Consider the following 21,721-nt stretch of genomic DNA (forward strand, 5'->3'; position numbering starts at 1 on the left):
GTCGCTGAACCGTGACTAACGCAGAGAACCTGATTGCGCTGCTGGTGGCGGCGCCCCTGCTCGGAGCGGCGGTCCTGCTGTGCGGCGGACGCCGGCTGGACGCCGTCGGCCACTGGATCGGCACGCTGCTCGCGGCCGTGTCCTTCGTCATCGGCCTGGTGCTCTTCGCCGACCTGCTCGGTGAGGACGCCGCACACCGCACCCTGACGCAGCACGTGTTCAGCTGGATCCCGGTGGAGGGCTTCCAGGCCGACGTGGCCTTCCGCCTCGACCAGCTGTCGATGACGTTCGTGCTGCTGATCACGGGCGTCGGCTCGCTGATCCACCTGTACTCCATCGGGTACATGGAGCACGACGAGCGGCGCCGCCGCTTCTTCGGCTACCTGAACCTGTTCCTCGCGGCGATGCTGCTGCTCGTCCTCGCCGACAACTACCTGCTGCTGTACGTCGGCTGGGAGGGCGTCGGTCTCGCCTCCTACCTGCTGATCGGCTTCTGGCAGCACAAGCCGAGCGCCGCCACGGCGGCGAAGAAGGCCTTCCTCGTCAACCGCGTGGGTGACGTCGGCCTGTCCATCGCGATCATGCTGATGTTCACGACGTTCGGGACGTTCGCGTTCGGCCCGCTGCTCGGCTCGCACGAGGAGCCGGGCCTCGCCGGGGACGCCACGGAGGGCCAGCTCACGGCCATCGCCCTGATGCTGCTCCTCGCGGCCTGCGGCAAGTCCGCGCAGGTGCCGCTGCAGTCCTGGCTCGGCGACGCGATGGAGGGCCCGACCCCGGTCTCGGCCCTCATCCACGCCGCGACGATGGTGACCGCCGGCGTCTACCTGATCGTCCGCTCCGCCGCCGTCTTCAACGGCGCGCCGGACGCGCAGCTCGTCGTCACCATCGTCGGCGCGGTCACGCTGCTGTTCGGTGCGATCGTCGGTTGCGCGAAGGACGACATCAAGAAGGCACTGGCCGGTTCGACCATGTCGCAGATCGGCTACATGGTGCTCGCCGCGGGCCTCGGCCCCATCGGCTACGTCTTCGCGATCATGCACCTGGTGACGCACGGCTTCTTCAAGGCCGGGCTGTTCCTCGGCGCGGGCTCCGTCATGCACGGCATGAACGACGAGGTCGACATGCGCCGCTACGGCGGCCTGCGCAAGTACATGCCGGTCACCTTCATCACCTTCGGCCTCGGCTACCTCGCCATCATCGGCTTCCCCGGCCTGTCCGGCTTCTTCTCCAAGGACAAGATCATCGAGGCGGCGTTCGCCAAGGGCGGCACCGAGGGCTGGATCCTCGGTGCCTGCGCCCTGCTCGGCGCGGCCATCACGGCGTACTACATGACGCGCGTGATGCTGATGACGTTCTTCGGCGAGGAGCGCTGGCGCAACGCCCCGACGCCGTCGCCGGCCGAGCCCGACGTGGAGCCGGCCGCCGAGACGCGCGGCGCGTACGAGCCGCCGCACCCGCACGAGTCGCCGAAGGTCATGACGATCCCGATGATCGTGCTGGCCGTCGGGTCCGTGTTCGGCGGCGCGTTCTTCGGCATCGGCGACCGCTTCCTGCACTGGCTGGAGCCCGTCACCGGGCACGACCACGGCCACGCCCCGATCGGCGCCCTGACGGTCACGCTGTCCACGGTCGCCGTGATGGTGATCGGCGTCGCCCTCGCCTGGGCGCAGTACGGGCGCCGACCGGTCCCGGCCGTCGCCCCGCGCGGGTCGCTGCTCACCCGGGCGGCCCGGCGCGACCTGCTCCAGGACGACTTCAACCACGTCGTCCTGGTCCGCGGCGGGGAGCACCTCACGCGCTCCCTGGTGTACGTCGACCACACGCTGGTCGACGGGGTCGTCAACGGCACGGCGGCGTCGGTCGGTGGCCTGTCCGGGCGGATGCGCAGGCTGCAGAACGGCTTCGCGCGTTCCTACGCGGTCTCGATGTTCGGCGGTGCGGCGGTCCTCGTCGCCGCGACCCTGCTGATGAGGGCGGTCTGATACCGATGTCCTTTCCCCTGCTGACAGCGACGGCGGTGCTCCCGGCCGTCGGGGCCATCGCCACGGCCGCCGTACCGGCCGCCAAACGCACCGCGGCGAAGTGGCTGGCGCTGCTCTTCTCGCTCGCCACGCTCGTCCTGGCGATCGTCGTGCTGGTCCGCTTCGACCCGGGCGGCGACCGCTACCAGCTCACCGAATCGCACTCCTGGATCAAGGAGTTCGGGGTGCGCTACGAGCTGGGCGTGGACGGCATCGCGGTGGCGCTCATCGCGCTGACCGCCCTGCTCATCCCGTTCATCATCCTGGCGGGCTGGCACGACGCCGACCCGCTGGAGACCGGCAGCAAGCGGTGGCGGCCGACGCAGGGCTTCTTCGCCCTGATCCTGGCCGTCGAGGCGATGGTGATCATCTCCTTCGAGGCCACCGACGTCTTCCTCTTCTACATCTTCTTCGAAGCCATGCTCATCCCGATGTACTTCCTCATCGGCGGCTTCGGGGACCGTGCCCACGAGCACGGCGAGGAGGCGGCGTCGACGCAGCGGTCGTACGCGGCGGTGAAGTTCCTCCTCTACAACCTGGCCGGCGGTCTGATCATGCTGGCCGCGGTGATCGGGCTGTACGTGGTCGCGGGGAACTTCTCGCTCACGGAGATCGCCGAGGCGCGGGCCAACGGCTCGCTGGACATGGCGACGAACACCGAGCGGTGGCTGTTCCTCGGCTTCTTCTTCGCCTTCGCGGTGAAGGCGCCGCTGTGGCCGCTGCACACCTGGCTGCCCAACGCCATGGGTGAGGCCACCGCCCCGGTCGCCGTGCTCATCACGGCGGTCGTCGACAAGGTCGGCACCTTCGCGATGCTGCGCTTCTGCCTCCAGCTGTTCCCGGAGGCCAGCACGTGGGCGACGCCCGCGATCCTGGTCCTCGCCCTGATCAGCATCATCTACGGGGCGCTGCTCGCGGTGGGCCAGCGCGACATCAAGCGGCTGGTGGCGTACGCGTCGATCTCGCACTTCGGCTTCATCATCATGGGCATCTTCGCCATGACCAGCCAGGGCCAGTCCGGCGCGACGCTGTACATGGTCAACCACGGCATCTCGACGGCCGCGCTGATGCTGGTGGCCGGCTTCCTGATCTCGCGGCGCGGCTCCCGGCTCATCGCCGACTACGGGGGAGTGCAGAAGGTCGCCCCGGTGCTCGCCGGCACGTTCCTGATCGGCGGTCTGGCGACGCTGTCGCTGCCCGGTCTGGCGCCGTTCGTCAGTGAGTTCCTGGTCCTGGTCGGCACGTTCGCGCGCTACCCGGTGGTCGGCGTCATCGCCACCCTCGGCATCGTGCTCGCCGCGCTCTACACCCTCGTCCTGTACCAGCGGACGATGACGGGCCCGGTGAAGCCCGAGGTGGCCGCGATGCCGGACCTCAGGGTGCGCGAGCTGGCGGTGGTCGCCCCGCTGGTCGTGCTGCTGATCTTCCTGGGCGTCTACCCGAAGCCCTTGACGGACATCGTGAACCCGGCGGTCGAGCAGACCATGTCGGACGTACAGAAGAAGGACCCCCAGCCCGAGGTGGAGGCGGCCAAGTGAGCGCATCAGCCGTCCACAGCCTGTGGACAACCGCGGCCGACCCGATCTCGAAGATCGAAGCGCCGAAGATCGAGTACGGACAGCTGGCGCCGACGCTGATCGTCGTCGCGGCCGGCCTCGTCGGCGTGCTCGTCGAGGCGTTCGTCCCGCGCAAGGCCCGCTACTACGTCCAGATGTTCGTGTCGGTCGTCGCGCTGGTCGCCGCGTTCGCCGCGGTCGTCGCGCTCGCGGCCGACGGATACGGCACCACCAAAGCGCGCATCGCGGCGATGGGCGCGATCGCCGTCGACGGTCCGGCGCTGTTCCTGCAGGGCACCATCCTGCTGGCCGGACTGGTCGGGCTGTTCACCTTCGCCGAGCGGCGGCTCGACCCGCTGGTGCACGGCAACCGCGTCGACTCGTTCGCCGCGCAGGCCGCGTCCGTGCCGGGCAGCGACAGCGAGAAGACGGCCGTCAAGGCCGGGTTCACCACGACCGAGGTCTTCCCGCTGCTGATGTTCGCCGTCGCCGGCATGCTGATCTTCCCGGCGGCGAACGACCTGCTGACGCTGTTCATCGCGCTGGAGGTGTTCTCGCTCCCGCTGTACCTGATGTGCGCGCTGGCCCGCCGCAAGCGCCTGATGTCGCAGGAGGCCGCCGTCAAGTACTTCCTGCTCGGCGCGTTCGCCTCGGCGTTCACGCTGTTCGGCATCGCGCTGCTGTACGGCTACGCGGGTTCGATGTCGTACGCGACGATCGCGCAGGTCGTCGACGGCAGCGTGCAGAACGTCACGCCGGCGCTCGCCAACACCATGGGCAACGACGCGCTGCTGCTGATCGGTGCCGCGCTGGTGGTGATGGGCCTGCTGTTCAAGGTGGGCGCCGTGCCGTTCCACATGTGGACGCCGGACGTGTACCAGGGCGCGCCGACGCCGGTGACGGGCTTCATGGCGGCGGCGACCAAGGTCGCGGCCTTCGGCGCCCTGCTGCGGGTGCTGTACGTGGTGCTGCCGGGCCTGCGCTGGGACTGGCGGCCGGTGATGTGGGCCGTCGCCGTCGTCACGATGCTGGGCGGTGCGATCGTCGCGATCACGCAGACCGACATCAAGCGGCTGCTGGCGTACTCGTCGATCGCGCACGCGGGCTTCATCCTCGCCGGTGTCATCGCGACGACGCCCGACGGTGTGTCCTCGGTCCTGTTCTACCTGGCGGCGTACTCCTTCGTGACGATCGGCGCGTTCGCCGTGGTCACGTTGGTGCGGGACGCGGGCGGCGAGGCGACACACCTGTCCAAGTGGGCGGGGCTCGGCCGCCGCTCCCCGCTGGTGGCGGCCGTGTTCGCGGTGTTCCTGCTGGCCTTCGCGGGCATTCCGCTGACGTCGGGTTTCTCGGGCAAGTTCGCCGTGTTCAAGGCGGCGGCGGAGGGCGGGGCCGCCCCGCTGGTCGTGGTCGGTGTGATCTCGTCGGCGATCGCGGCGTTCTTCTACATCCGGGTGATCGTCCTGATGTTCTTCAGCGAGCCGAAGCCGGAAGGCCCGACGGTCGCGGTGCCGTCACCGCTGACGATGACGGCGATCGGCGTCGGCGTGGCCGTCACGCTGGTCCTGGGCGTGGCTCCGCAGTACTTCCTGGACCTCGCCGGACAGGCGGGCGTGTTCGTGCGCTGACACGGACGCCCGTCCACGCGGAACGGCTCGGCACCCGCTCGGGGGGTGCCGGGCCGTCCGCGTTGCGGAGGGCCGCGCGACGGCGGGTCACGAGATCGGGGCGGTCCTGTGGACAACTTCCGGGCCTGTCGGCGTGGACCCCTATCGTGGAGGCAGTGGTCGAGGACTGCGTACGGGGGACGGGCGATGCAAGGGATGGGCGGGACGGTTGTGACGACCGACGTGGACACGTCGAGGGTGGACGACGCGAGCGAGGCGCTGGCCACGCTGCACCGGGTCTTCGGTTACGAGGCCTTCCGCGGCGAGCAGGAGGCCGTGATAGAGCACGTCGTGGCGGGCGGCGACGCCGTGGTGCTCATGCCGACCGGCGGCGGCAAGTCGCTGTGCTACCAGATTCCGGCCCTGGTCAGGCCGGGCACCGGGGTGGTCGTCTCCCCGCTCATCGCGCTGATGCAGGACCAGGTGGACGCGCTGCGGGCGCTGGGCCTGCGCGCCGGGTTCATGAACTCCACGCAGGACTTCGACGAGCGGCGCATGGTCGAGGCCGAGTTCCTGGCCGGTGAGCTCGACCTGGTCTACCTCGCGCCGGAGCGGCTGCGGCTCGACGCGACGCTGGACCTGCTGTCGCGCGGCAAGATCTCCGTCTTCGCCATCGACGAGGCGCACTGCGTCTCCCAGTGGGGCCACGACTTCCGGCCCGACTACCTGTCGCTGTCGTTGCTCGGCGAGCGCTGGCCGGACGTCCCGCGGATCGCCCTGACGGCGACGGCCACGCACGCCACGCACCAGGAGATCACCCAGCGGCTGAACATGCCGCGGGCCCGCCACTTCGTGGCGAGCTTCGACCGGCCCAACATCCAGTACCGCATCGTTCCGAAGGCCGACCCGAAGAAGCAGCTGCTGGCCTTCCTGCGCGAGGAGCACCCCGGCGACGCGGGCATCGTCTACTGCCTCTCGCGCAACTCGGTGGAGAAGACCGCCGAGTTCCTCTCGCGCAACGGCGTGGCGGCGGTGCCGTATCACGCGGGGCTCGACGCGGGCACCCGGGCCGCGCACCAGTCCCGCTTCCTGCGGGAGGACGGGCTGGTGGTCGTGGCGACCATCGCCTTCGGCATGGGCATCGACAAGCCGGACGTCCGCTTCGTCGCCCACCTCGACCTGCCCAAGTCGGTCGAGGGCTACTACCAGGAGACGGGCCGCGCCGGCCGGGACGGGCTCCCGTCGACGGCGTGGATGGCGTACGGGCTCAACGACGTCATCCAGCAGCGCAAGATGATCCAGTCCTCGGAGGGCGACGAGGCGTTCCGCCGGCGGGCCGCCCAGCACCTGGACTCGATGCTGGCGCTGTGCGAGACGGTCCAGTGCCGCCGCGGCCAGCTCCTGGCCTACTTCGGCCAGGATCCCGCCGCGCCGCGCTGCGGGAACTGCGACACCTGCCTCAGCCCGCCCGAGACGTGGGACGGCACCGTGGCCGCGCAGAAGGTGCTGTCGACGGTGGTGCGGCTCAAGCGGGAGCGGGGGCAGAAGTTCGGCGCCACGCAGATCGTCGACATCCTGCTGGGGCGGCGCACCGCCAAGGTGATCCAGTTCGACCACGACCAGCTGTCCGTGTTCGGCATCGGCGAGGACCTGACCGAGGGTGAATGGCGGGGCGTCATACGGCAGTTGCTGGCCCAGGGGCTGCTCGCGGTCGAGGGGGAGTACGGCACGCTGGTGCTGACCGAGGCGAGCGGGGCCGTGCTGCGGCGGGAGCGGGAGGTGCCGCTGCGCAAGGAGCCGAAGAAGCCGGCCACCTCGCGCGGCACGGCGTCCCGCGGCGACCGCAAGCCCAGGGCCGCGGCGGCCGAGCTGCCGGAGGAACTGCTCCCGGCGTTCGAGGCGCTGCGCGCCTGGCGCGCCGAACAGGCCAGGGAGCAGGGCGTCCCGGCGTACGTCATCTTCCACGACGCCACGCTCCGGGAGATCGCCACCGTGTGGCCGACGTCGGTCGCCGAGCTCGGCGGCATCAGCGGGGTCGGTGAGAAGAAGCTCGCCACGTACGGGGAGGGGGTGATCGGGGTACTGGCCTCGCTGGAGGCCCCCGGGGGTGCGGAGGTCGCACCCGCCTCGGCTCCGACATCGGCGGCTTCGGCTTCGATGGACGGTGCTGGGCCGGGCGGGGCCGACTGGCCCGAGGAGGAGCCCGAGCCGGACGACTGGATATAGCGTGGCCTGCGGTTTCGCGTCGCTGTGGGCACGGCGCGCCACCGTGCTCGACGGCGGCGTTCGGCGCCCGTGAGGGCTTCCGCCGCCGCTGCGACAGGTGCTTACGACAGTGCCGTCAGGCCCGGGGCGAACGTGATCAGGATCGGGACCAGCGGGACCAGGGCCGCGGCCGTCGTGGTGAGGGCGCGGTGTCTGCGGTCCAGGCGGGGCGGGGGCTCCAGCAGGCGGTCGACGCGCTCGCTGAGGAGGCGGTTGCTGGAGGCGCAGGACAGGACGCCCCGGTGCTGGTTCAGCTCGATCAGGGCCAGGGCCGTGGTGAGGTGACCGCAGCGGCGGGAGGCGGTGTCGTCGGCGGCCAGTTCGACGAGGCGGTGGGTCTGGTCGCAGAAGTGGGTGAACAGCGGCACGTGCGGGAAGCCGGTGGCCAGCGCGCTCGACAGGTGCAGCAGCCAGTCGTGCCGGGCGCGGGCGTGGCCCCGCTCATGGGTGAGGACGGCGTCGAGCTGGTGGTCGGTGAGGCGGTGCAGGGCGCCGGTCGTGACGACCAGCTGGGGCCGGCTGCCGGGCATCCACCAGGCGTCGGGGTAGTCGTCCTCCAGGACCAGCAGGGGGCCGCGGGCCGTGGGCAGGCCGGCGGGCAGCTCCGGGGCGCGCTCGCGCAGGTGCGCCCGGGTCCGTGCGCGGCATCGGCGCGCCTCGACCAGCTCGCGGGCGAGCATCGCCGTCGTCCAGGCGGCGCCGCACGCCAGCAGCACGAAGAGGGCGAGGGCCCAGGGCGGCGCGGCGGACAGGTCGTAGGCGGCGGTCACCGCGGGCGGCGCGGGGGCGAACAACTGGGCGCGGACGGTGCCGAAGACGGCTGCGGCGCCGAGGGCCAGGGCGGTCAGGCAGCACAGCAGGACGGTGGCGACCAGGCACTGCCACACCCACAGCCCGACCACGGGTTCCCGCTCGGGCCAGGCGGCGCGGGTCAGTGCGCGGGGGACCGGCACGGCGGCGGTCAGGGCGACGACGCTCAGCAGGAGCAGGCAGACAGTCATGCCACGGGCTCCGGTTCTGGTCAGAGAAGGTGCGGCTTCGGGTCGTGCTGTCGGGGCCGGTGCACGGTGGCCGCGACGCCTGCGGTCCCGCGGCAGCTCCGGGACCGCCCGCGCCGGCCGTCGTGAACCGGCCGGGAGCGCGCGGAGTCGCGGCACCGGGCGTGGCGTGCGTCCCGTGCACACCGCCCGACGCCAGTATGACGGCGCCGGGCGGTGCGAGACAGGTGTCAGCAGCGATCCGCCGGGGAATGGGCCCCCGGAATATTCACTGCGGCACGATGCGCCCGGTGACCTCGCCGAGCCCGACCCGGACCCCGTCCGGTCCCGGCGCCCAGGCGGTCAGGGTCACGACGTCCCCGTCCTCCAGGAACGTCCGCTTGCCGTCGGGGAGTTCCAGCGCGTCGCGGCCGTTCCACGTCAGCTCCAGCAGCGAGCCGCGCTGACCGTGCTCGGGGCCGCTGACGGTGCCCGAGCCGTACAGGTCGCCGGTGCGCAGGGAGGCGCCGTTGACGGTCAGGTGGGCAAGTTGCTGGGCGGCCGTCCAGTACATGGTGGAGAAGGGCGGCTCGGAGACGGGGTGGCCGTTGATCGCGACGGTGATCCGCAGGTCGTAGCCGCCGGGTTCGTCGTCGGTGTCGTCCAGGTAGGGCAGCAGGTCGTGGGTGCGCCGCGGGGGTGCGACGCGGGCCGCGTCCAGGGCGTCCAGCGGGGTGATCCACGCGGAGACGGAGGTGGCGAAGGACTTGCCGAGGAACGGGCCGAGGGGGACGTACTCCCAGGCCTGGATGTCGCGCGCGGACCAGTCGTTCAGCAGGCACAGCCCGAAGACGTGCTCGCGGAAGTCACCGAGCGCGACCGGGCTGCCCAGCGCGGACGGCACGCCGACGACGAAGCCGACCTCCGCCTCGATGTCCAGGCGGACGGACGGCCCGAAGACCGGCGCCGGGTCGGTGGGCGCCTTGCGCTGCCCCGAGGGCCGTACGACGTCCGTGCCCGAGACGACGACCGTGCCGGAGCGGCCGTGGTAGCCGATGGGCAGGTGCTTCCAGTTCGGGGTGAGGGAGTCCTCGGCGTCGGGGCGGAAGATCTGGCCGACGTTCCGGGCGTGGTGCTCGGAGGCGTAGAAGTCGACGTAGTCGGCGACCTCGAAGGGCAGGTGCAGGGTCACCTCGGACAGCGGGTGGAACAGCGGTTCCAGGGTCTCCCGGTGCGAGGGGACCGTCACCCACGCCGTCAGCGCGCGCCGCACGTCCGACCAGGCGGTGCGGCCGGCGGCCAGCAACGGGTTCAGGGTCGGCCGCGCGAGCAGGGAGGCGTACGGCGAGCCGAGCGCGCGGGCCGCGGCGCCCGCGTCGAGGACGTGGTCGCCGAGCCGGACGCCCACGGTCCGCTCCTCGGAGCCGGGGAGCGAGAACACGCCGTACGGAAGGTTGTGCGGGCCGAAGGGGTCGCCCTCGGGTACATCGAACGGGGGCATGGGGTGCTGCCTCGCTTTCGTGTGCGCCAGGTGTGTTCCACGCGTCGTGGGACCGCGCCACACGTTACGGCCGGTCTGTCGTTCTTGGGCGCACCGCTTCCGCTTCCGTACCAGAAGTTGTCCACAGGCAGGTGTGTGATCTTGACGGAGCGGTGGGAGCAGGGTGACTCCGGGCGCGTGCCGGAAGGCCGCCGGCCGGGGCTCCCGGCCGTCCTCGCCTTCGGTAGGTGGCGGAGCACGTTGGCGCGAACCGGAACCGAGGGCTCGACAGGGGCGCTTCACGCACCCCGGCACACGGTCGCGCGCCCCCGGACGGGACCGTCCAGCGGTCCCGGAGAGGACCGTTGAGCGGTTCCGGACAGGACCGTTCAGCCGGTGACCGGCAGTGCTCAGATGCGGCTGGTGAAGACAAGAAACGGCTGGTCGGGATCGGAAATGACGGGTGGGGAACAGAATTGACGGGTGGGAAAAGCGCGGTGAGGCGAGGGCGCGCGATGTCCGTATTCTCTGATCATGCCCGCACCCCTCGCATACTCACTGATCGCCACCGACCTGGACGGAACGCTTCTGCGTGGTGACGACACCCTCTCCGACCGGTCGCTCGCCGCGCTCGCGCGGGCGGCCGAGGCAGGCGCCCGGCATCTCGTCGTGACCGGGCGCCCGGCCCCCCGGGTGCGTCCGCTGCTCGCCGATCTCGGCAGCACGGGGCCGGCGGTGTGCGGGCAGGGCGCGCAGGTCTACGACGCCGGTACGGACCGCCTGCTGTGGTCGGTCACCCTGGACCGGGAACTGGCCGAGACGGCGCTCGGCAAGATCGAGGCCGAGGTGGGTGAGGTGTTCGCGGCCGTCGACCAGGACGGCGTGGACGGGCTCACGCTGATCGAGCCGGGCTACCTGATGCCGCACCCGACCCTGCCGGCCGTGCGGGTCGACCGGCGCGACGCCCTGTGGCAGGAGCCGATCAGCAAGGTGCTGCTGCGCCATCCCGGGCTGTCCGACGACGAGTTGGCGGCGACGGCGCGTGGAGTGGTCGGCTCCCTGGCGACGGTGACCATGTCGGGCCCGGGGACCGTCGAGCTCCAGCCGTGCGGCATCACCAAGGCGACCGGTCTGGCACTGGCCGCCGAGTACCTGGGGATCGGCCCGGACCGGACGATCGCCTTCGGGGACATGCCCAACGACATCCCGATGTTCGACTGGGCCGCGCACGGCGTCGCCATGGCCAACGCGCACCCCGAACTGAAGGCCGTCGCGGACGAGATCACCCTGTCGAACGAGGACGACGGCATCGCCGCCGTCCTGGAGCGACTGTTCCCCGCGGTCGGAGCGGGAGCCGCAACCGCGGCCGGAACGGGAGCCGTGGCCGGAGCAGGAGCGGGAGCGGGAGCCCCGGCCAGGCCCAAGCCCAGGGCCGCAACCGCGGCGGTCCCGAAGCCCCGCTCCCCCCAATAGGCGCTCCGTCCGACTCAGTACGCCCCGAAGACGTTGTCGATCGAGCCGTACCGCTGGGCCGCGTAGTTGCAGGCGGCGGTGATGTTCGCGACCGGGTCGTACGGATCGAACGACGTGCCGGGCACGTGGTACGCCAGGAAGGTGGGGTCGATGACCTGGAGCAGGCCCTTGGACGGCGTACCGGCGGCGGCGTTGGAGTCCCAGTTGTTGATGGCGTACGGGTTGCCCGAGGACTCCCGCATGATGTTGCGGTGGATGCCGTCGTAGGAGCCGGGGATGCCGTGCTCCGCCATGACGGCGAGGGACTGGCGGATCCAGCCGTCGAGGTCGTCCGGGTACGCCGTCGCCGCGGCCGGGGCCGGCGCGGCCGGGGTGGCGGCGGACGCGCTCGTCGCGCCGATCAGCGGAAGGGCGAGCACGGCGGCGCCGGCGGCGGCGAGCTTGCGGACGAGGCCGCGGTTCCCGGCACGGCGGGACTGAACGGATGCAGGCATGGCGAATGTCCTCTCCTGCGCCTGCGAGGTGAGCTGTCGGGTTCGGGCGGGAGGTGCCCGGCCGGGCCCTGTGACGGGCACGGCTTCACCCCGAGCCGTTCCGGTGCGGTGACCGGTCCGGCGTCTTGCCTGGGTCCCCCGCTCCTGCCTGCGAGTGGGTTCGTGGTCGGTGGTGCGGGCGGTGGCAGGACTCGGCGTCCGCCCGACAGGCCGGGAACGTATGCGAGGGCACATGTCCGGAACAAGGGACCGGATCACAGAACGCCCGGGTTGACCTTGGTGTGAGGCATATGGGGAGCTTGATCCTCCGCCGTCGCCAAGGTGCAACTCGCCCGTGGCGCGCGGGGATGCGGGCGCGGGGAGTGCGGTGCCGCGCCCGGGGAACGCGTGACTCAACTCACGGGCGCGAGCCGTGAGGAGCATCTGGGGCCAAGGGGAATTCGAGTGCCAAGCTCGACAAAGAGGACATCAGGCACGTGTCCGGTGCTTTGTCGGGCGAGTCGTGTAGAGCCGCACATGTCGGCTATGTCGTTATCTGTCGAGTGATCGAGAAAATGCCGGTCGTGATCCGATAGCTGGTGGCCTGGACGGGTGGGCGCTGGCGGTGATCGAAACATGACCGGATACGCTGACTTGAGTGAGGGCAGCGACCTATCGACAAACAGGTAATCGCCAGTAGGCGCCAGCAGACAGGAGACCTTCGTGACCGTCGTCGGGCCGTTCGGGCTGAGCGTGCGGGACCAGGCTCTGGAGGCCGATGTCCAGGCCGGGTTGGCGGCTGTCGAAGAAGGGTTGCTCGAAGCAACCAAGAGCGAGGTGCCTTTCATCACCAAGGCAGCCCAGCACCTGATGCGGGCGGGCGGCAAGCGGTTCCGTCCCCTGCTGGTGATGCTGTCCGCGCAGTTCGGCGACCCCTACGCGCCCGGGATCGTGCCGTCGGCCGTCGTCGTCGAGCTGACCCACCTGGCCACGCTGTACCACGACGACGTGATGGACGAGGCCGAGGTGCGCCGCGGGGTCGCCAGCGCGAACACCCGCTGGGGCAACTCGGTGGCCGTCCTCACCGGCGATTTCCTGTTCGCCCGCGCCTCGCAGATCCTCGCCGACCTCGGGCCCGAGGCGGTCCGCGTGCAGGCCCTCGCGTTCGAGCGGCTGGTCACCGGGCAGATCCTGGAGACGGCGGGACCGCAGGACGGTCGAGACCCGGTCGAGCACTACTTGGACGTGCTCGGAGGCAAGACGGGCTCTCTGGTGGCGGTGTCGTGCCGGTTCGGCGCGATGATGTCCGGCGCCGACGAGCGGGTCGTGAACGTCCTCACGCAGTACGGCGAGCGGCTCGGGGTCGCCTTCCAGCTCGCCGACGACGTGCTCGACATCGCGTCCGAGTCGGCCGAGTCCGGCAAGACACCGGGCACCGACCTGCGCGAGGGCATCGCGACGCTGCCGGTGCTGCGGCTGCGGGAACGGGCGGCGCGGCTCGGTCTCGCCGAGGACCTCGCGCTGTGCGAGCTGCTGGACTCCGACCTCAGCGACGACGTGCGGCACCGGAAGGCGCTGGCGGCCCTGCGGGCGCACCCGGCGCTGGAGCAGGCCCGGCGGGACACCATCCGGTACGCGGAGGAGGCGCGCACGGCGCTGGCCCCGCTGCGGGACTGCGACGCGAAGGTGGCGCTGATGGAGCTGTGCGACGCGGTGGTGCACCGGGCGGGTTGATCCGGTGATGCGGTGGGCGGGCCGACCCGGTGATGCAGACGGGCGGGCCGACCTGCCGCAGCCGACCCGACCCCTACTGGTCGGGGGAGTCCCGGAGCCCTCGTGTCATACCCCAGGTGTACGCGGAGCTGGGCCCCCGGGCTGACGCAACTCGGCGGCGGATTTGGTCAGATGGATGTCACGGACAACACCACTGCTCACCGATTCGGGTGACAATGGCGGCTCGGGGTGGGACCGGCGCGAGTACACGAGACGCGGGGACACGAGACGGACAGCCGCCGCCGACGACGGAGGTAAGGCACACATGGCACCGTACGCATCCGACGACACCACGACCGCCGGGGAGGCCGACGACCTCAGCGCGGGCCGGCGCAAGGCCGCGCGGTACGTCGTCCCGGTGGCGGTGATGGGGCTGGCCGCCGCGACCATCGGGCTCGTGCCGGCGATCGCCGACTCCGGTGACCCCGACCTCCCGGAGATCACCGCCCAGCAGCTCATCGAGAAGATGGCCGAGTCGGACGTGCAGCAGCTGTCCGGCACCGTGAAGATCAGCACGGACCTGGGGCTGCCCGACCTCGGCGGGCTGGAGGACAGCCTGCTGTCGGGCGCCGGCCGGACGGACGGCGAGGACGGTTCGCCCGCCGACCCGTCCTCCCGGCTCACCGAGCTGGCGAACGGCACGCACACGCTGCGCGTCGCCGCCGACGGCCCGGACCGGCACAAGCTGTCCCTGCTGGAGAACGCCGCGGAGTACAGCCTCATCCACAACGGCAAGGACGTCTGGGGCTACGACAGCGCGTCCAACGAGGTCTACCACTCCACCGCCGAGGACACCGGCCGCGGCGAGCGGAAGGACGAGGTCCCGGCCACGCCGAAGGACTTCGCCGAGCAGGCCCTGAAGGCCGTCGACGACACCACGTCCGTGACCGTCGACGGCACCGCCCAGGTCGCCGGCCGGGACGCGTACAAGCTGTTGATCAAGCCGAAGCAGTCCGGTTCCACGGTCGGCGCCATCAGCGTCGCGGTGGACGCGAAGACCGGCATGCCGCTCAAGTTCACGCTGACCCCGGCCTCCGGCGGCGCCGCCGTCGTGGACGCGGGCTTCACCAAGGTCAGCTTCGCCAGGCCGGCCGCGTCGACGTTCGACTTCACGCCGCCCAAGGGCGCCAAGGTCACCGAGGACGACGAGGCCGCCGGGCACGCCCCCCGGCCGTCGGCCAAGTCCGGTGAGCACCTCGGCAAGGAACTCGACGGGCTGAAGGTCATCGGCGAGGGCTGGAACTCGGTGGCCACCTTCGACACCGGCGGCCAGGGCCTGCCGACCGGTTCCGGGGCCGGCGGGTCCGGCGCGTTCGGCGGTTTCCTGGACTCGCTCGGCGACAAGGTGAACGGCGCCTTCGGCTCGGGCACGGTCTTCAAGACCCGCCTGGTCAACGCCCTGATCACCGACGACGGCAAGGTCTACGTGGGCACCGTCACGAAGGACGCCCTCGTGAAGGCGGCCGACGCGGGCCGGTAGGCACCGTAAGGCAGGGCGCAGCGGGGAGCGGGGGAGAGTCGATGGGTGACACGGACGGCGGTGTCGTCATCGACACCCGTGCGCTCACCAAGCGCTACCGCGGCGGACAGCTCGCCGTGGACGGTCTCGACCTGACCGTCCCGGCGGGCAGCGTCTTCGGCTTCCTCGGCCCGAACGGCTCCGGCAAGACCACCACCATCCGCATGCTGATGGGCCTCGTCGAGCCGACCTCCGGCACCGCGCGCGTCCTCGGGAAGCCCATGCCCCGGGCCGCGCGCTCCGTGCTGCCGCACGTCGGCGCCCTCATCGAGGGCCCCGCGCTCTACGGCTTCCTGTCCGGCCACGACAACCTGATCCGCTACGACGCCGCCGACCCGACCGCCGACCCGCGCATCCGGCGTGCCCGTGTCGCGGCGGCGCTGGAGCGGGTGGGGCTCGCCGCGGCGGCCGGCAAGAAGGCGAAGGCGTACTCGCTGGGCATGAAGCAGCGGCTGGGCCTGGCCGCCGCGCTGCTGAGGCCGCGCCGGCTGCTGGTCCTGGACGAGCCGACCAACGGGCTCGACCCGCAGGGCATGCGGGAGATCCGCACGCTGGTGCGGGAACTGGCCTCGGACGGCACGACCGTGTTCCTCTCCTCGCACCTGCTGGACGAGATCGAGCAGGTGTGCACGCACGCCGCCGTGATGGCGCAGGGCCGCCTCCTCACCCAGGGCCCGGTCGCCGACCTGGCCGCCGGGGCGCGCGGGCGGCTCGCGGTGACCACGCCGGACCCCGGGGAGGCGGCCCGCGTCCTGAAGGAGCAGGGCGTCGGCGACGTGGTGGCCGACGGCGAGCGGGTGACCGGCGAGGTGCCGGGGCGCGACCTCGCCGAGGTGAACGCCGCGCTGGTGACGGCGGGCGTCCGGGTCCGCGGCTTCGCCGTCGAACGGGCCTCCCTCGAGGACGCGTTCGTGGCGCTGACCGGGGAGGGCTTCGATGTCGCGCGCTGACCCGGCCGCCGCGGGGAGCCGCCCGGTGCGCGCGGTGTGGACGTTCGGGCTGCTGCGCAACGAACTGGCGGTGACCTTCCGGCGCTGGCGCACGCTCGCGCTGCTGGGCGTGCTGGCCGCCGTACCGGTGCTGATCGGGGTCGCCGTCGAGATCGAGACCGACGGCGGGTCGCCGGGCGGCGGCGGAGGCGGCGAGGGGCCCGCGTTCATCTCGCAGATCACCAACAACGGGCTGTTCCTCGTCTTCAGCGCGCTGGCCGCGACCCTGCCGTTCTTCCTGCCGATGGCGGTGGGCGTCGTCGCGGGCGACGCCGTGGCCGGCGAGGCGAGCGCGGGCACCCTGCGCTATCTGCTGGTCGCCCCCGCCGGCCGCACCCGCCTGCTGCTCACCAAGTACGCCACCGTGGTCGCCTTCTGCCTGGTCGCCACCCTCGTCGTCGCGGTGTCCGCGCTGGCCACCGGGGCCCTGCTGTTCCCGCTCGGCGACCTCACGACCATCTCCGGCACGCGCATCGGCTTCGCCGACGGCCTGCTCAGGGCGCTGCTGATCGCCCTCGTCGTCGCCGCGTCACTGCTCGGCGTCGCGGCGCTCGGCCTGTTCGTGTCCACGCTGACCCACAGCGGCATCGCGGCGATGGCCACGACCGTGGGGCTGCTGATCACCGTGCAGATCCTCAACCAGATCCCGCAGCTCCACGCGATCCACCCCTACCTCTTCCCGCACTACTGGCTGTCCTTCGCCGACCTCATGCGCGAGCCGGTCCACTGGGACGACCTGCTGAGGAACCTCGGCCTGCAAGGGCTGTACGCGGGAGTGTTCGGGTCGGCGGCATGGGCCCGGCTGGCGGCGAAGGACATCACGACGTAGGCCCCGCCGTGGTCGTCCCGGCGAGCCGTCAGCTCTCGTAGGGGAAACGGGCGAGGGGCGGGTCCTGGGCGAAGAACGTCTTCGCGCGCGCCAGCGCCTCCGTGTCCTTCAGGACGTCGCCCGGCCTGCTGCCGTTGCCGAGCAGGACACCGCCGAAGCGCATCCCCATGTACGCCGCCGAGTTGCGCAGCGTGCCGATCAGCGGGTCGGCGACCTCCTGCTCCTCGTGCGCGAGCGCGGTGACGCCCCACAGGGTGCGGCCCGCCATCGTGGCCAGGAAGTCCAGGCCGGGGGTGCGCAGCCAGCCCGACCAGTGGTCGAGGTAGCGCTTGGTGTGCGCGGAGACCGTGTACCAGTACAGGGGCGAGGCGATGACCAGGTCCGTCGCGGCGAGGGTGGCGTCGAGCAGCAGGGCGGCATTGCCGTGGGTGGGGCGGACGTGGTCGCTGTCGTGCCGCAGGTCCGCGAAGTCGGGCAGCGGGTGCTCGGCGAGGTCGATCCACTGCTGCTCGACGTCGCCCGGGAGCTGCTCGGCGGCGGCGCGGGCGAGCAGTTCGGTGTTGCCGTCGCTGCGGCTGCTGCCCAGCACGAAGAGGAAGCGGCGGGTCATGGGGTCCCCCAGACAAATCGGCGCGCATCAATAATGGTCATGTGCATCATATGCACATGCATGAAATGTCTCAAGGGAAAACCGGCCCGCGGGGCGGACGCTGCTTGGGACGAGCCTGTGACACCTCGGTGACATGAGAATCGCGGGCGAGCGGAGAGACTCGGTGACAGGTGTACGTATGACCGGAGACTCCCCGGCGCACCCGAATGAGGGGACGATGTCTCGACTCAGCCGCGAGAACACGCGGGAACAGAAGGGTGACGCGGGCTCCGCGGCTCACCGGCCCCCGATCGAGGTGCGCGTGTCCGTGCCGGCCCCCACGCGGGGAGCGGACGGGGGCGAGGACGCCGGGCAGGCGCGGGCCGGTGCGTCGGTCGGCGGCGTCCCGGTCGCCGCGGCGGACGGCGAGGAGATCCAGCGGACCGTCCTCGACCGCCTGCACCGCATGGCCCTCGCCTCCGGGCAGCCGGTCCTGGCCACGGTCCACGACGAGCGGATGGGGTACGTGATCCCGCTCCGGATCGACCTGGACGGCTCCAGCCATCTGACGGCGGATCCCGTACCGATGGCGTCGCCGCCTCACGGGCCGGCGCCGACTCCGGCGCCGGCCGGGTCCGCGGTACCGGTGGTGTCCGGCGCCGAACCGCCCGAGCCGCCGCCGGCTCAGGCGTCCGTGACAGATGACCGGCACACGCACGTCTTCCGGCCGGTCGCCGAGCCGGTGGGGGAGTCGGCCCCCACGTTCCGCATGAGGGCGATTCCCGAGCCCTCGCCCGAGTCCCGGGGGGCAGGCGCGGGCGCCGCCACGTTCCGCCTGCGGGCGGTGCCGTCATGGGCCGCCGAGCGTGAGGCGCGCGCCGGGCAGGAACCGCCGTCGGACGCCGCGCCGCCCGGTACGGTCACCGCCCCGACGGGCGCGTTCGGCCCGCCGCCGCGCATGGACGCCGGGACGCACACCGCCGCCGCCCCGGACGCCACCCGCCCGCCGGATCACGGCCACATCCCCGAGCCGCCCCGCCCGGCGGCACAGGGCCATGTTCCCGAGCCGCCCCGCCCGGCAGAGCGGGGTCACGCTCCCGAGCCGCCCCACCCGGCGGCACACGGCCCCGCCCCTGAGTCGACCCGCCCGGCAGAGCGGGTTCCCGCTCCTGACCTCATCCGCCCGGCAGGCCACCACCGCGTCCCCGCGCCGATCCCGCCATCTCCGGCCGTTCGCCGCCCCGCCCCCGGCGTCACCCTCCCGCCCCGCCCGGGGCCCGACCCCAAGCCCACCCCCGCGCGCGGGTTCGACGCCGTGGCCGAGGCCGTGCTCGGGGTCGAGCCGGTCACCGCGCCCGGGAACGGCACCGCGCCCGCGCTGCTCGCCGAGCCGGTGGGACGGATCAACGAGGCCGTGCGGAGCGGGCGCACCGAGGAGGCGGCGAGGCTGGCCGAGCAGACCGTCGCCGACGCGTCCGGGACGCTCGGGGCGGAGCACCCCGAGGTGCTGCGGCTGCGGGAACTCACCGCGTACATCGCCTACTTGGCCGGGGAACCGGTCCGCGCGCTGCGGCTCTCCCTCGAACTGGCCGGCGTGCACCGCCGCCTGGGCGACGCGGAGGCCGCGTACGGCAACGTCCAGAGCGCGGCGACCGCCTGGCGTGCCGTACGCGACCCGGCGCGGGGCCTGCAGCTGGGCCGCGAGCTGATCGGCGTGTGGACCGGGCTCGCGGCCGAGGGCGGTCCGGCCGCCGACGAGATCGAGCAGCTGGACTCCGTGCGCACCCGCATGGAACGGCTCGCCCGGCGCGCCCGGGCGTCGGAGGGCCGGAACCAGGACAGGGCCTAGAGCGACAGCTGCCAGATCGCGTGGGCCAGGGCGTCGCTGTTGCGGTTCAGGGCCGTGTCGTTGATGTTGGACGTCGTGTCGCAGGACGAGTGGTAGCAGCGGTCGAAGGCCACGCCCGCCGTACCACCCCACTTCTGGGCCTGCGCCGCCGTCTTCGTGCGGCTCGCGCCCGTGAACAGGCCGCCCACCGGCACGCCCGCGCTCTTGAACGGCGCGTGGTCGGAGCGGCCGTCGCCCTCGGTCTCGATCTCCGTGGGCACGCCGATGCCGGCGAAGTAGTCCTTGAAGGTCTTCTCGATGGCGGGGTCGTCGTCGTAGACGAAGTAGCCGGGGTTGGGCGAGCCGATCATGTCGAAGTTGAGGTAGCCTCTGATCGTCGCGCGGCTCCCGGCGGAGAGGCTGTTGACGTAGTAGCGGGAGCCGACGAGGCCCAGCTCCTCCGCGTCCCACCAGGCGAACCGCAGGTGCTTGGTGGGCTTGTACTGGGCCCGTGCCACGGCGAGCGCGGTCTCCAGGACGGCCGCCGAACCGGAGCCGTTGTCGTTGATGCCGGGGCCCGAGCTGACGCTGTCGAGGTGCGAGCCGGCCATGACGACCTGGTTGGGGTCGCCGCCGGGCCAGTCGGCGATGAGGTTGTAGCCGTAGCGGCCGGAGTACGTGAACTGCTGGATCCTCGTGGTGAATCCGGCCGCGTCCAGTCTGGCCTTCACGTAGTCGAGGGACGCCCGGTAGCCGGGGCGGCCGTGCGCGCGGTTGCCGCCGTTGGCGCCGGCTATGGACTGCAACTGCGTGAGGTGCGCCTTGACGTTGGCGACGGGTATGTCGGGTGCCGCGGCCGGCAGCGGCGCGGGTGCCGCGTCGGCGACGGTCCCGCCGGCCAGCAGGGTGGTGGCCGCGACGACGGCCGCGGTCATGGCGCGCGCGGAGACGGAGAGCTTCATGTGGGGGCTCCGAATTCCAAGGGAATCCTGGGGGATTCCATGTGAACGGGTGCCCTGGATGGTCGAGGTACGACTGACTCTTGGTCAAGAGCACTATCCGGACAGGGATTTCGTTATCCGAATAGCGGAGCGGCGGTCCGCCCGCGCCGGACCGCCCGTGCCGCCCCGCGCCGCCTAATGGACGCAGAACTCGTTGCCCTCCGGGTCCGCCATCACCACCCACGACCCCGACGGCTCCGCCACGCGCCGCAGCACGCCCGCGCCCAGCCCCTCCAGCCGCGGGACCTCCTCGTCGCGCCGGCCCGCACCCGGGTGCAGATCGATGTGGAGCCGGTTCTTCACTGCCTTCACTTCCGGCACACGCTGGAACAACAGCCTCCGTCCGAGCCCTGTCCCGCTCTCCTCGTCGTACGGGTCCTCGGGATGCCGTACGGCGGCCAGGTCCCGCCAGAAGCGCCGGTCGTGGCGCTCGACGGTGAGCCCGGCCGGTACGGCCCCGGCGCCGAGCAGCTTGTCGATGAGCGGGCTGTTGTCCTCCAGCGCGTAGTGCAGCGCGGCGGCCCAGAAGTCGGCCTGGGCGTGCGGGTCGGCCGCGTCGATGACGAGTTTCCAGTGCACGGGTGTGAGAGTCCGAGTCATGTAACCTCTTATACTGGTTACATGAGTGAGCGGGCAACGGAAACGCCGGGAACACCGGAGACGCGGGGAACAGCGGGGGCCGCCGGATCGGTGCGGCGGCGGCCCACGCCCGGCCTGACGCTGGTCTCCCGGGACGGCAAGCCCTACCGTTTCGACCCGGGCGCCCTGTGCCTGGAGCTGCTGCCGACCGGCGGCCCCGGCGCCTTCGCGCGCTACGAGGTGCTGCACGAGCCCGCCGACCTCGTCACCTGGGCCGGCCGCAGCCGGCTGCGGGGCGGCCTGGACCTCACGGTGAGCGTGGCGGAGCTGGAGCGGACCCGCGTCTTCCGCGACACCCTGTTCCTCCTGACCGCCGACCGTGCCCACGGCCGCCCGCTGCGACGGGCCCACCTCGATGTCGTCAACGAGGCCGCCGCCCGGCCCCCGCTCGTCACCCGCATCGAGCCGGACGGCACGCCCGGCTGGGCCCCGGGCGCCACGGCGACGCAGTTGCTGTCGACGGTGGCCCGCGACGCGATCGACCTGTTCACCGGCCCGTACGGGGACCGCGTCCGCGAGTGCGGCGCCCACGGCTGCCGGCTGCTGTTCGTCGACTCCTCACGCCCCGGCCGCCGCCGCTGGTGCGCGATGGAACACTGCGGAAACCGGGAGAAGGTGCGCGCCCACCGGGCCCGCACCCACCGGGAATCCCCGGACGGGCCCGGCTAACGGCCTTCCGGCAGGTCCTGGGCCTTTGAG

Annotated in this window: 17 protein-coding genes and 1 riboswitch; of the genes, 11 read left to right on the plus strand and 6 right to left on the minus strand. The window is 72.1% G+C overall.

From position 1 onward, the window contains the following. The first annotated feature begins 11 nt into the window (after window positions 1-11). The 4 genes from nuoL to recQ all read left to right on the plus strand — a co-directional run bounded on the left by nuoL (window position 12) and on the right by recQ (window position 7,413). Entirely contained in the window at window positions 12-1,985 is a 1,974-nt protein-coding gene (gene nuoL / locus AB0M97_RS07270; protein ID WP_365959757.1) for an NADH-quinone oxidoreductase subunit L, read from the plus strand. 5 nt (window positions 1,986-1,990) lie between these two features. After that, window positions 1,991-3,562: an NADH-quinone oxidoreductase subunit M gene (locus AB0M97_RS07275; RefSeq protein WP_365959759.1), complete on the plus strand. Its 1,572-nt coding sequence runs from the start codon at window positions 1,991-1,993 to the stop codon at window positions 3,560-3,562. Continuing rightward, a complete protein-coding gene (gene nuoN / locus AB0M97_RS07280) occupies window positions 3,559-5,208 on the plus strand; it encodes an NADH-quinone oxidoreductase subunit NuoN (protein WP_365959760.1) in 1,650 nt (549 codons plus the stop codon). Before AB0M97_RS07275 ends, nuoN begins: the two co-directional genes overlap by 4 nt. 195 nt (window positions 5,209-5,403) lie before the next feature. Continuing rightward, complete coding sequence (gene recQ, locus AB0M97_RS07285) at window positions 5,404-7,413, plus strand: DNA helicase RecQ (protein WP_365959762.1); 2,010 nt, start codon at window positions 5,404-5,406, stop codon at window positions 7,411-7,413. Window positions 7,414-7,514: 101 nt separating this feature from the next. On the opposite strand, the gene AB0M97_RS07290 is transcribed toward recQ, so the two are convergent. Beyond that, entirely contained in the window at window positions 7,515-8,453 is a 939-nt protein-coding gene (locus tag AB0M97_RS07290) for a M56 family metallopeptidase (protein WP_365959763.1), read from the minus strand. A 265-nt stretch (window positions 8,454-8,718) separates the two neighbouring features. Next, on the minus strand, window positions 8,719-9,930 hold the full coding sequence (gene fahA / locus AB0M97_RS07295) for a fumarylacetoacetase (protein ID WP_365959764.1): 1,212 nt from the start codon (window positions 9,928-9,930) through the stop codon (window positions 8,719-8,721). Between the two features lie 513 nt (window positions 9,931-10,443). On the opposite strand from fahA, the gene AB0M97_RS07300 reads away from it, so the two are divergent. Further along, a complete protein-coding gene (locus AB0M97_RS07300) occupies window positions 10,444-11,382 on the plus strand; it encodes an HAD family hydrolase (RefSeq protein ID WP_365959765.1) in 939 nt (312 codons plus the stop codon). A gap of 14 nt (window positions 11,383-11,396) precedes the next feature. Here the strand turns inward: AB0M97_RS07300 and AB0M97_RS07305 are convergent, their stop codons facing one another. After that, window positions 11,397-11,876 carry a transglycosylase SLT domain-containing protein gene (locus AB0M97_RS07305; RefSeq protein ID WP_365959766.1) on the minus strand — a complete coding sequence of 160 codons (480 nt, stop codon included), beginning with the start codon at window positions 11,874-11,876 and terminating at the stop codon, window positions 11,397-11,399. A gap of 3 nt (window positions 11,877-11,879) precedes the next feature. Further along, a riboswitch (cyclic di-AMP (ydaO/yuaA leader) is annotated at window positions 11,880-12,047 on the minus strand. A gap of 531 nt (window positions 12,048-12,578) precedes the next feature. Here AB0M97_RS07305 and AB0M97_RS07310 point away from each other — a divergent pair. The 4 genes from AB0M97_RS07310 to AB0M97_RS07325 all read left to right on the plus strand — a co-directional run bounded on the left by AB0M97_RS07310 (window position 12,579) and on the right by AB0M97_RS07325 (window position 16,965). Next, the gene (locus tag AB0M97_RS07310) at window positions 12,579-13,589 is read left to right on the plus strand and encodes a polyprenyl synthetase family protein (protein WP_365959767.1); all 1,011 of its coding nucleotides are present in this window, start codon (window positions 12,579-12,581) and stop codon (window positions 13,587-13,589) included. Window positions 13,590-13,893: 304 nt separating this feature from the next. Next, entirely contained in the window at window positions 13,894-15,108 is a 1,215-nt protein-coding gene (locus AB0M97_RS07315; protein ID WP_365959769.1) for a DUF2092 domain-containing protein, read from the plus strand. 41 nt (window positions 15,109-15,149) lie between these two features. Next, a complete protein-coding gene (locus AB0M97_RS07320) occupies window positions 15,150-16,097 on the plus strand; it encodes an ABC transporter ATP-binding protein (RefSeq protein WP_365959770.1) in 948 nt (315 codons plus the stop codon). Further along, the gene (locus AB0M97_RS07325) at window positions 16,084-16,965 is read left to right on the plus strand and encodes an ABC transporter permease (protein ID WP_365959772.1); all 882 of its coding nucleotides are present in this window, start codon (window positions 16,084-16,086) and stop codon (window positions 16,963-16,965) included. Before AB0M97_RS07320 ends, AB0M97_RS07325 begins: the two co-directional genes overlap by 14 nt. Window positions 16,966-16,993: 28 nt before the next feature. On the opposite strand, the gene AB0M97_RS07330 is transcribed toward AB0M97_RS07325, so the two are convergent. Beyond that, the gene (locus tag AB0M97_RS07330) at window positions 16,994-17,575 is read right to left on the minus strand and encodes an NAD(P)H-dependent oxidoreductase (protein WP_365959774.1); all 582 of its coding nucleotides are present in this window, start codon (window positions 17,573-17,575) and stop codon (window positions 16,994-16,996) included. A gap of 217 nt (window positions 17,576-17,792) precedes the next feature. On the opposite strand from AB0M97_RS07330, the gene AB0M97_RS07335 reads away from it, so the two are divergent. Further along, the gene (locus AB0M97_RS07335; RefSeq protein WP_365959775.1) at window positions 17,793-19,403 is read left to right on the plus strand and encodes a tetratricopeptide repeat protein; all 1,611 of its coding nucleotides are present in this window, start codon (window positions 17,793-17,795) and stop codon (window positions 19,401-19,403) included. On the opposite strand, the gene AB0M97_RS07340 is transcribed toward AB0M97_RS07335, so the two are convergent. Both AB0M97_RS07340 and AB0M97_RS07345 read right to left on the minus strand, forming a co-directional pair. Continuing rightward, window positions 19,400-20,344 (minus strand): M28 family metallopeptidase, encoded by a 945-nt coding sequence (locus tag AB0M97_RS07340; RefSeq protein ID WP_365959776.1) that lies wholly within the window; start codon window positions 20,342-20,344, stop codon window positions 19,400-19,402. The genes AB0M97_RS07335 and AB0M97_RS07340 overlap by 4 nt on opposite strands. Before the next feature lie 174 nt (window positions 20,345-20,518). Continuing rightward, on the minus strand, window positions 20,519-20,983 hold the full coding sequence (locus tag AB0M97_RS07345) for a VOC family protein (protein WP_365959777.1): 465 nt from the start codon (window positions 20,981-20,983) through the stop codon (window positions 20,519-20,521). A gap of 21 nt (window positions 20,984-21,004) precedes the next feature. On the opposite strand from AB0M97_RS07345, the gene AB0M97_RS07350 reads away from it, so the two are divergent. Continuing rightward, complete coding sequence (locus AB0M97_RS07350; protein ID WP_365959778.1) at window positions 21,005-21,691, plus strand: CGNR zinc finger domain-containing protein; 687 nt, start codon at window positions 21,005-21,007, stop codon at window positions 21,689-21,691. Window positions 21,692-21,721: the final 30 nt, after the last annotated feature.

The sequence above is a fragment of the Streptomyces sp. NPDC051207 genome, from assembly GCF_040682395.1.
Lineage (GTDB): Bacteria > Actinomycetota > Actinomycetes > Streptomycetales > Streptomycetaceae > Streptomyces.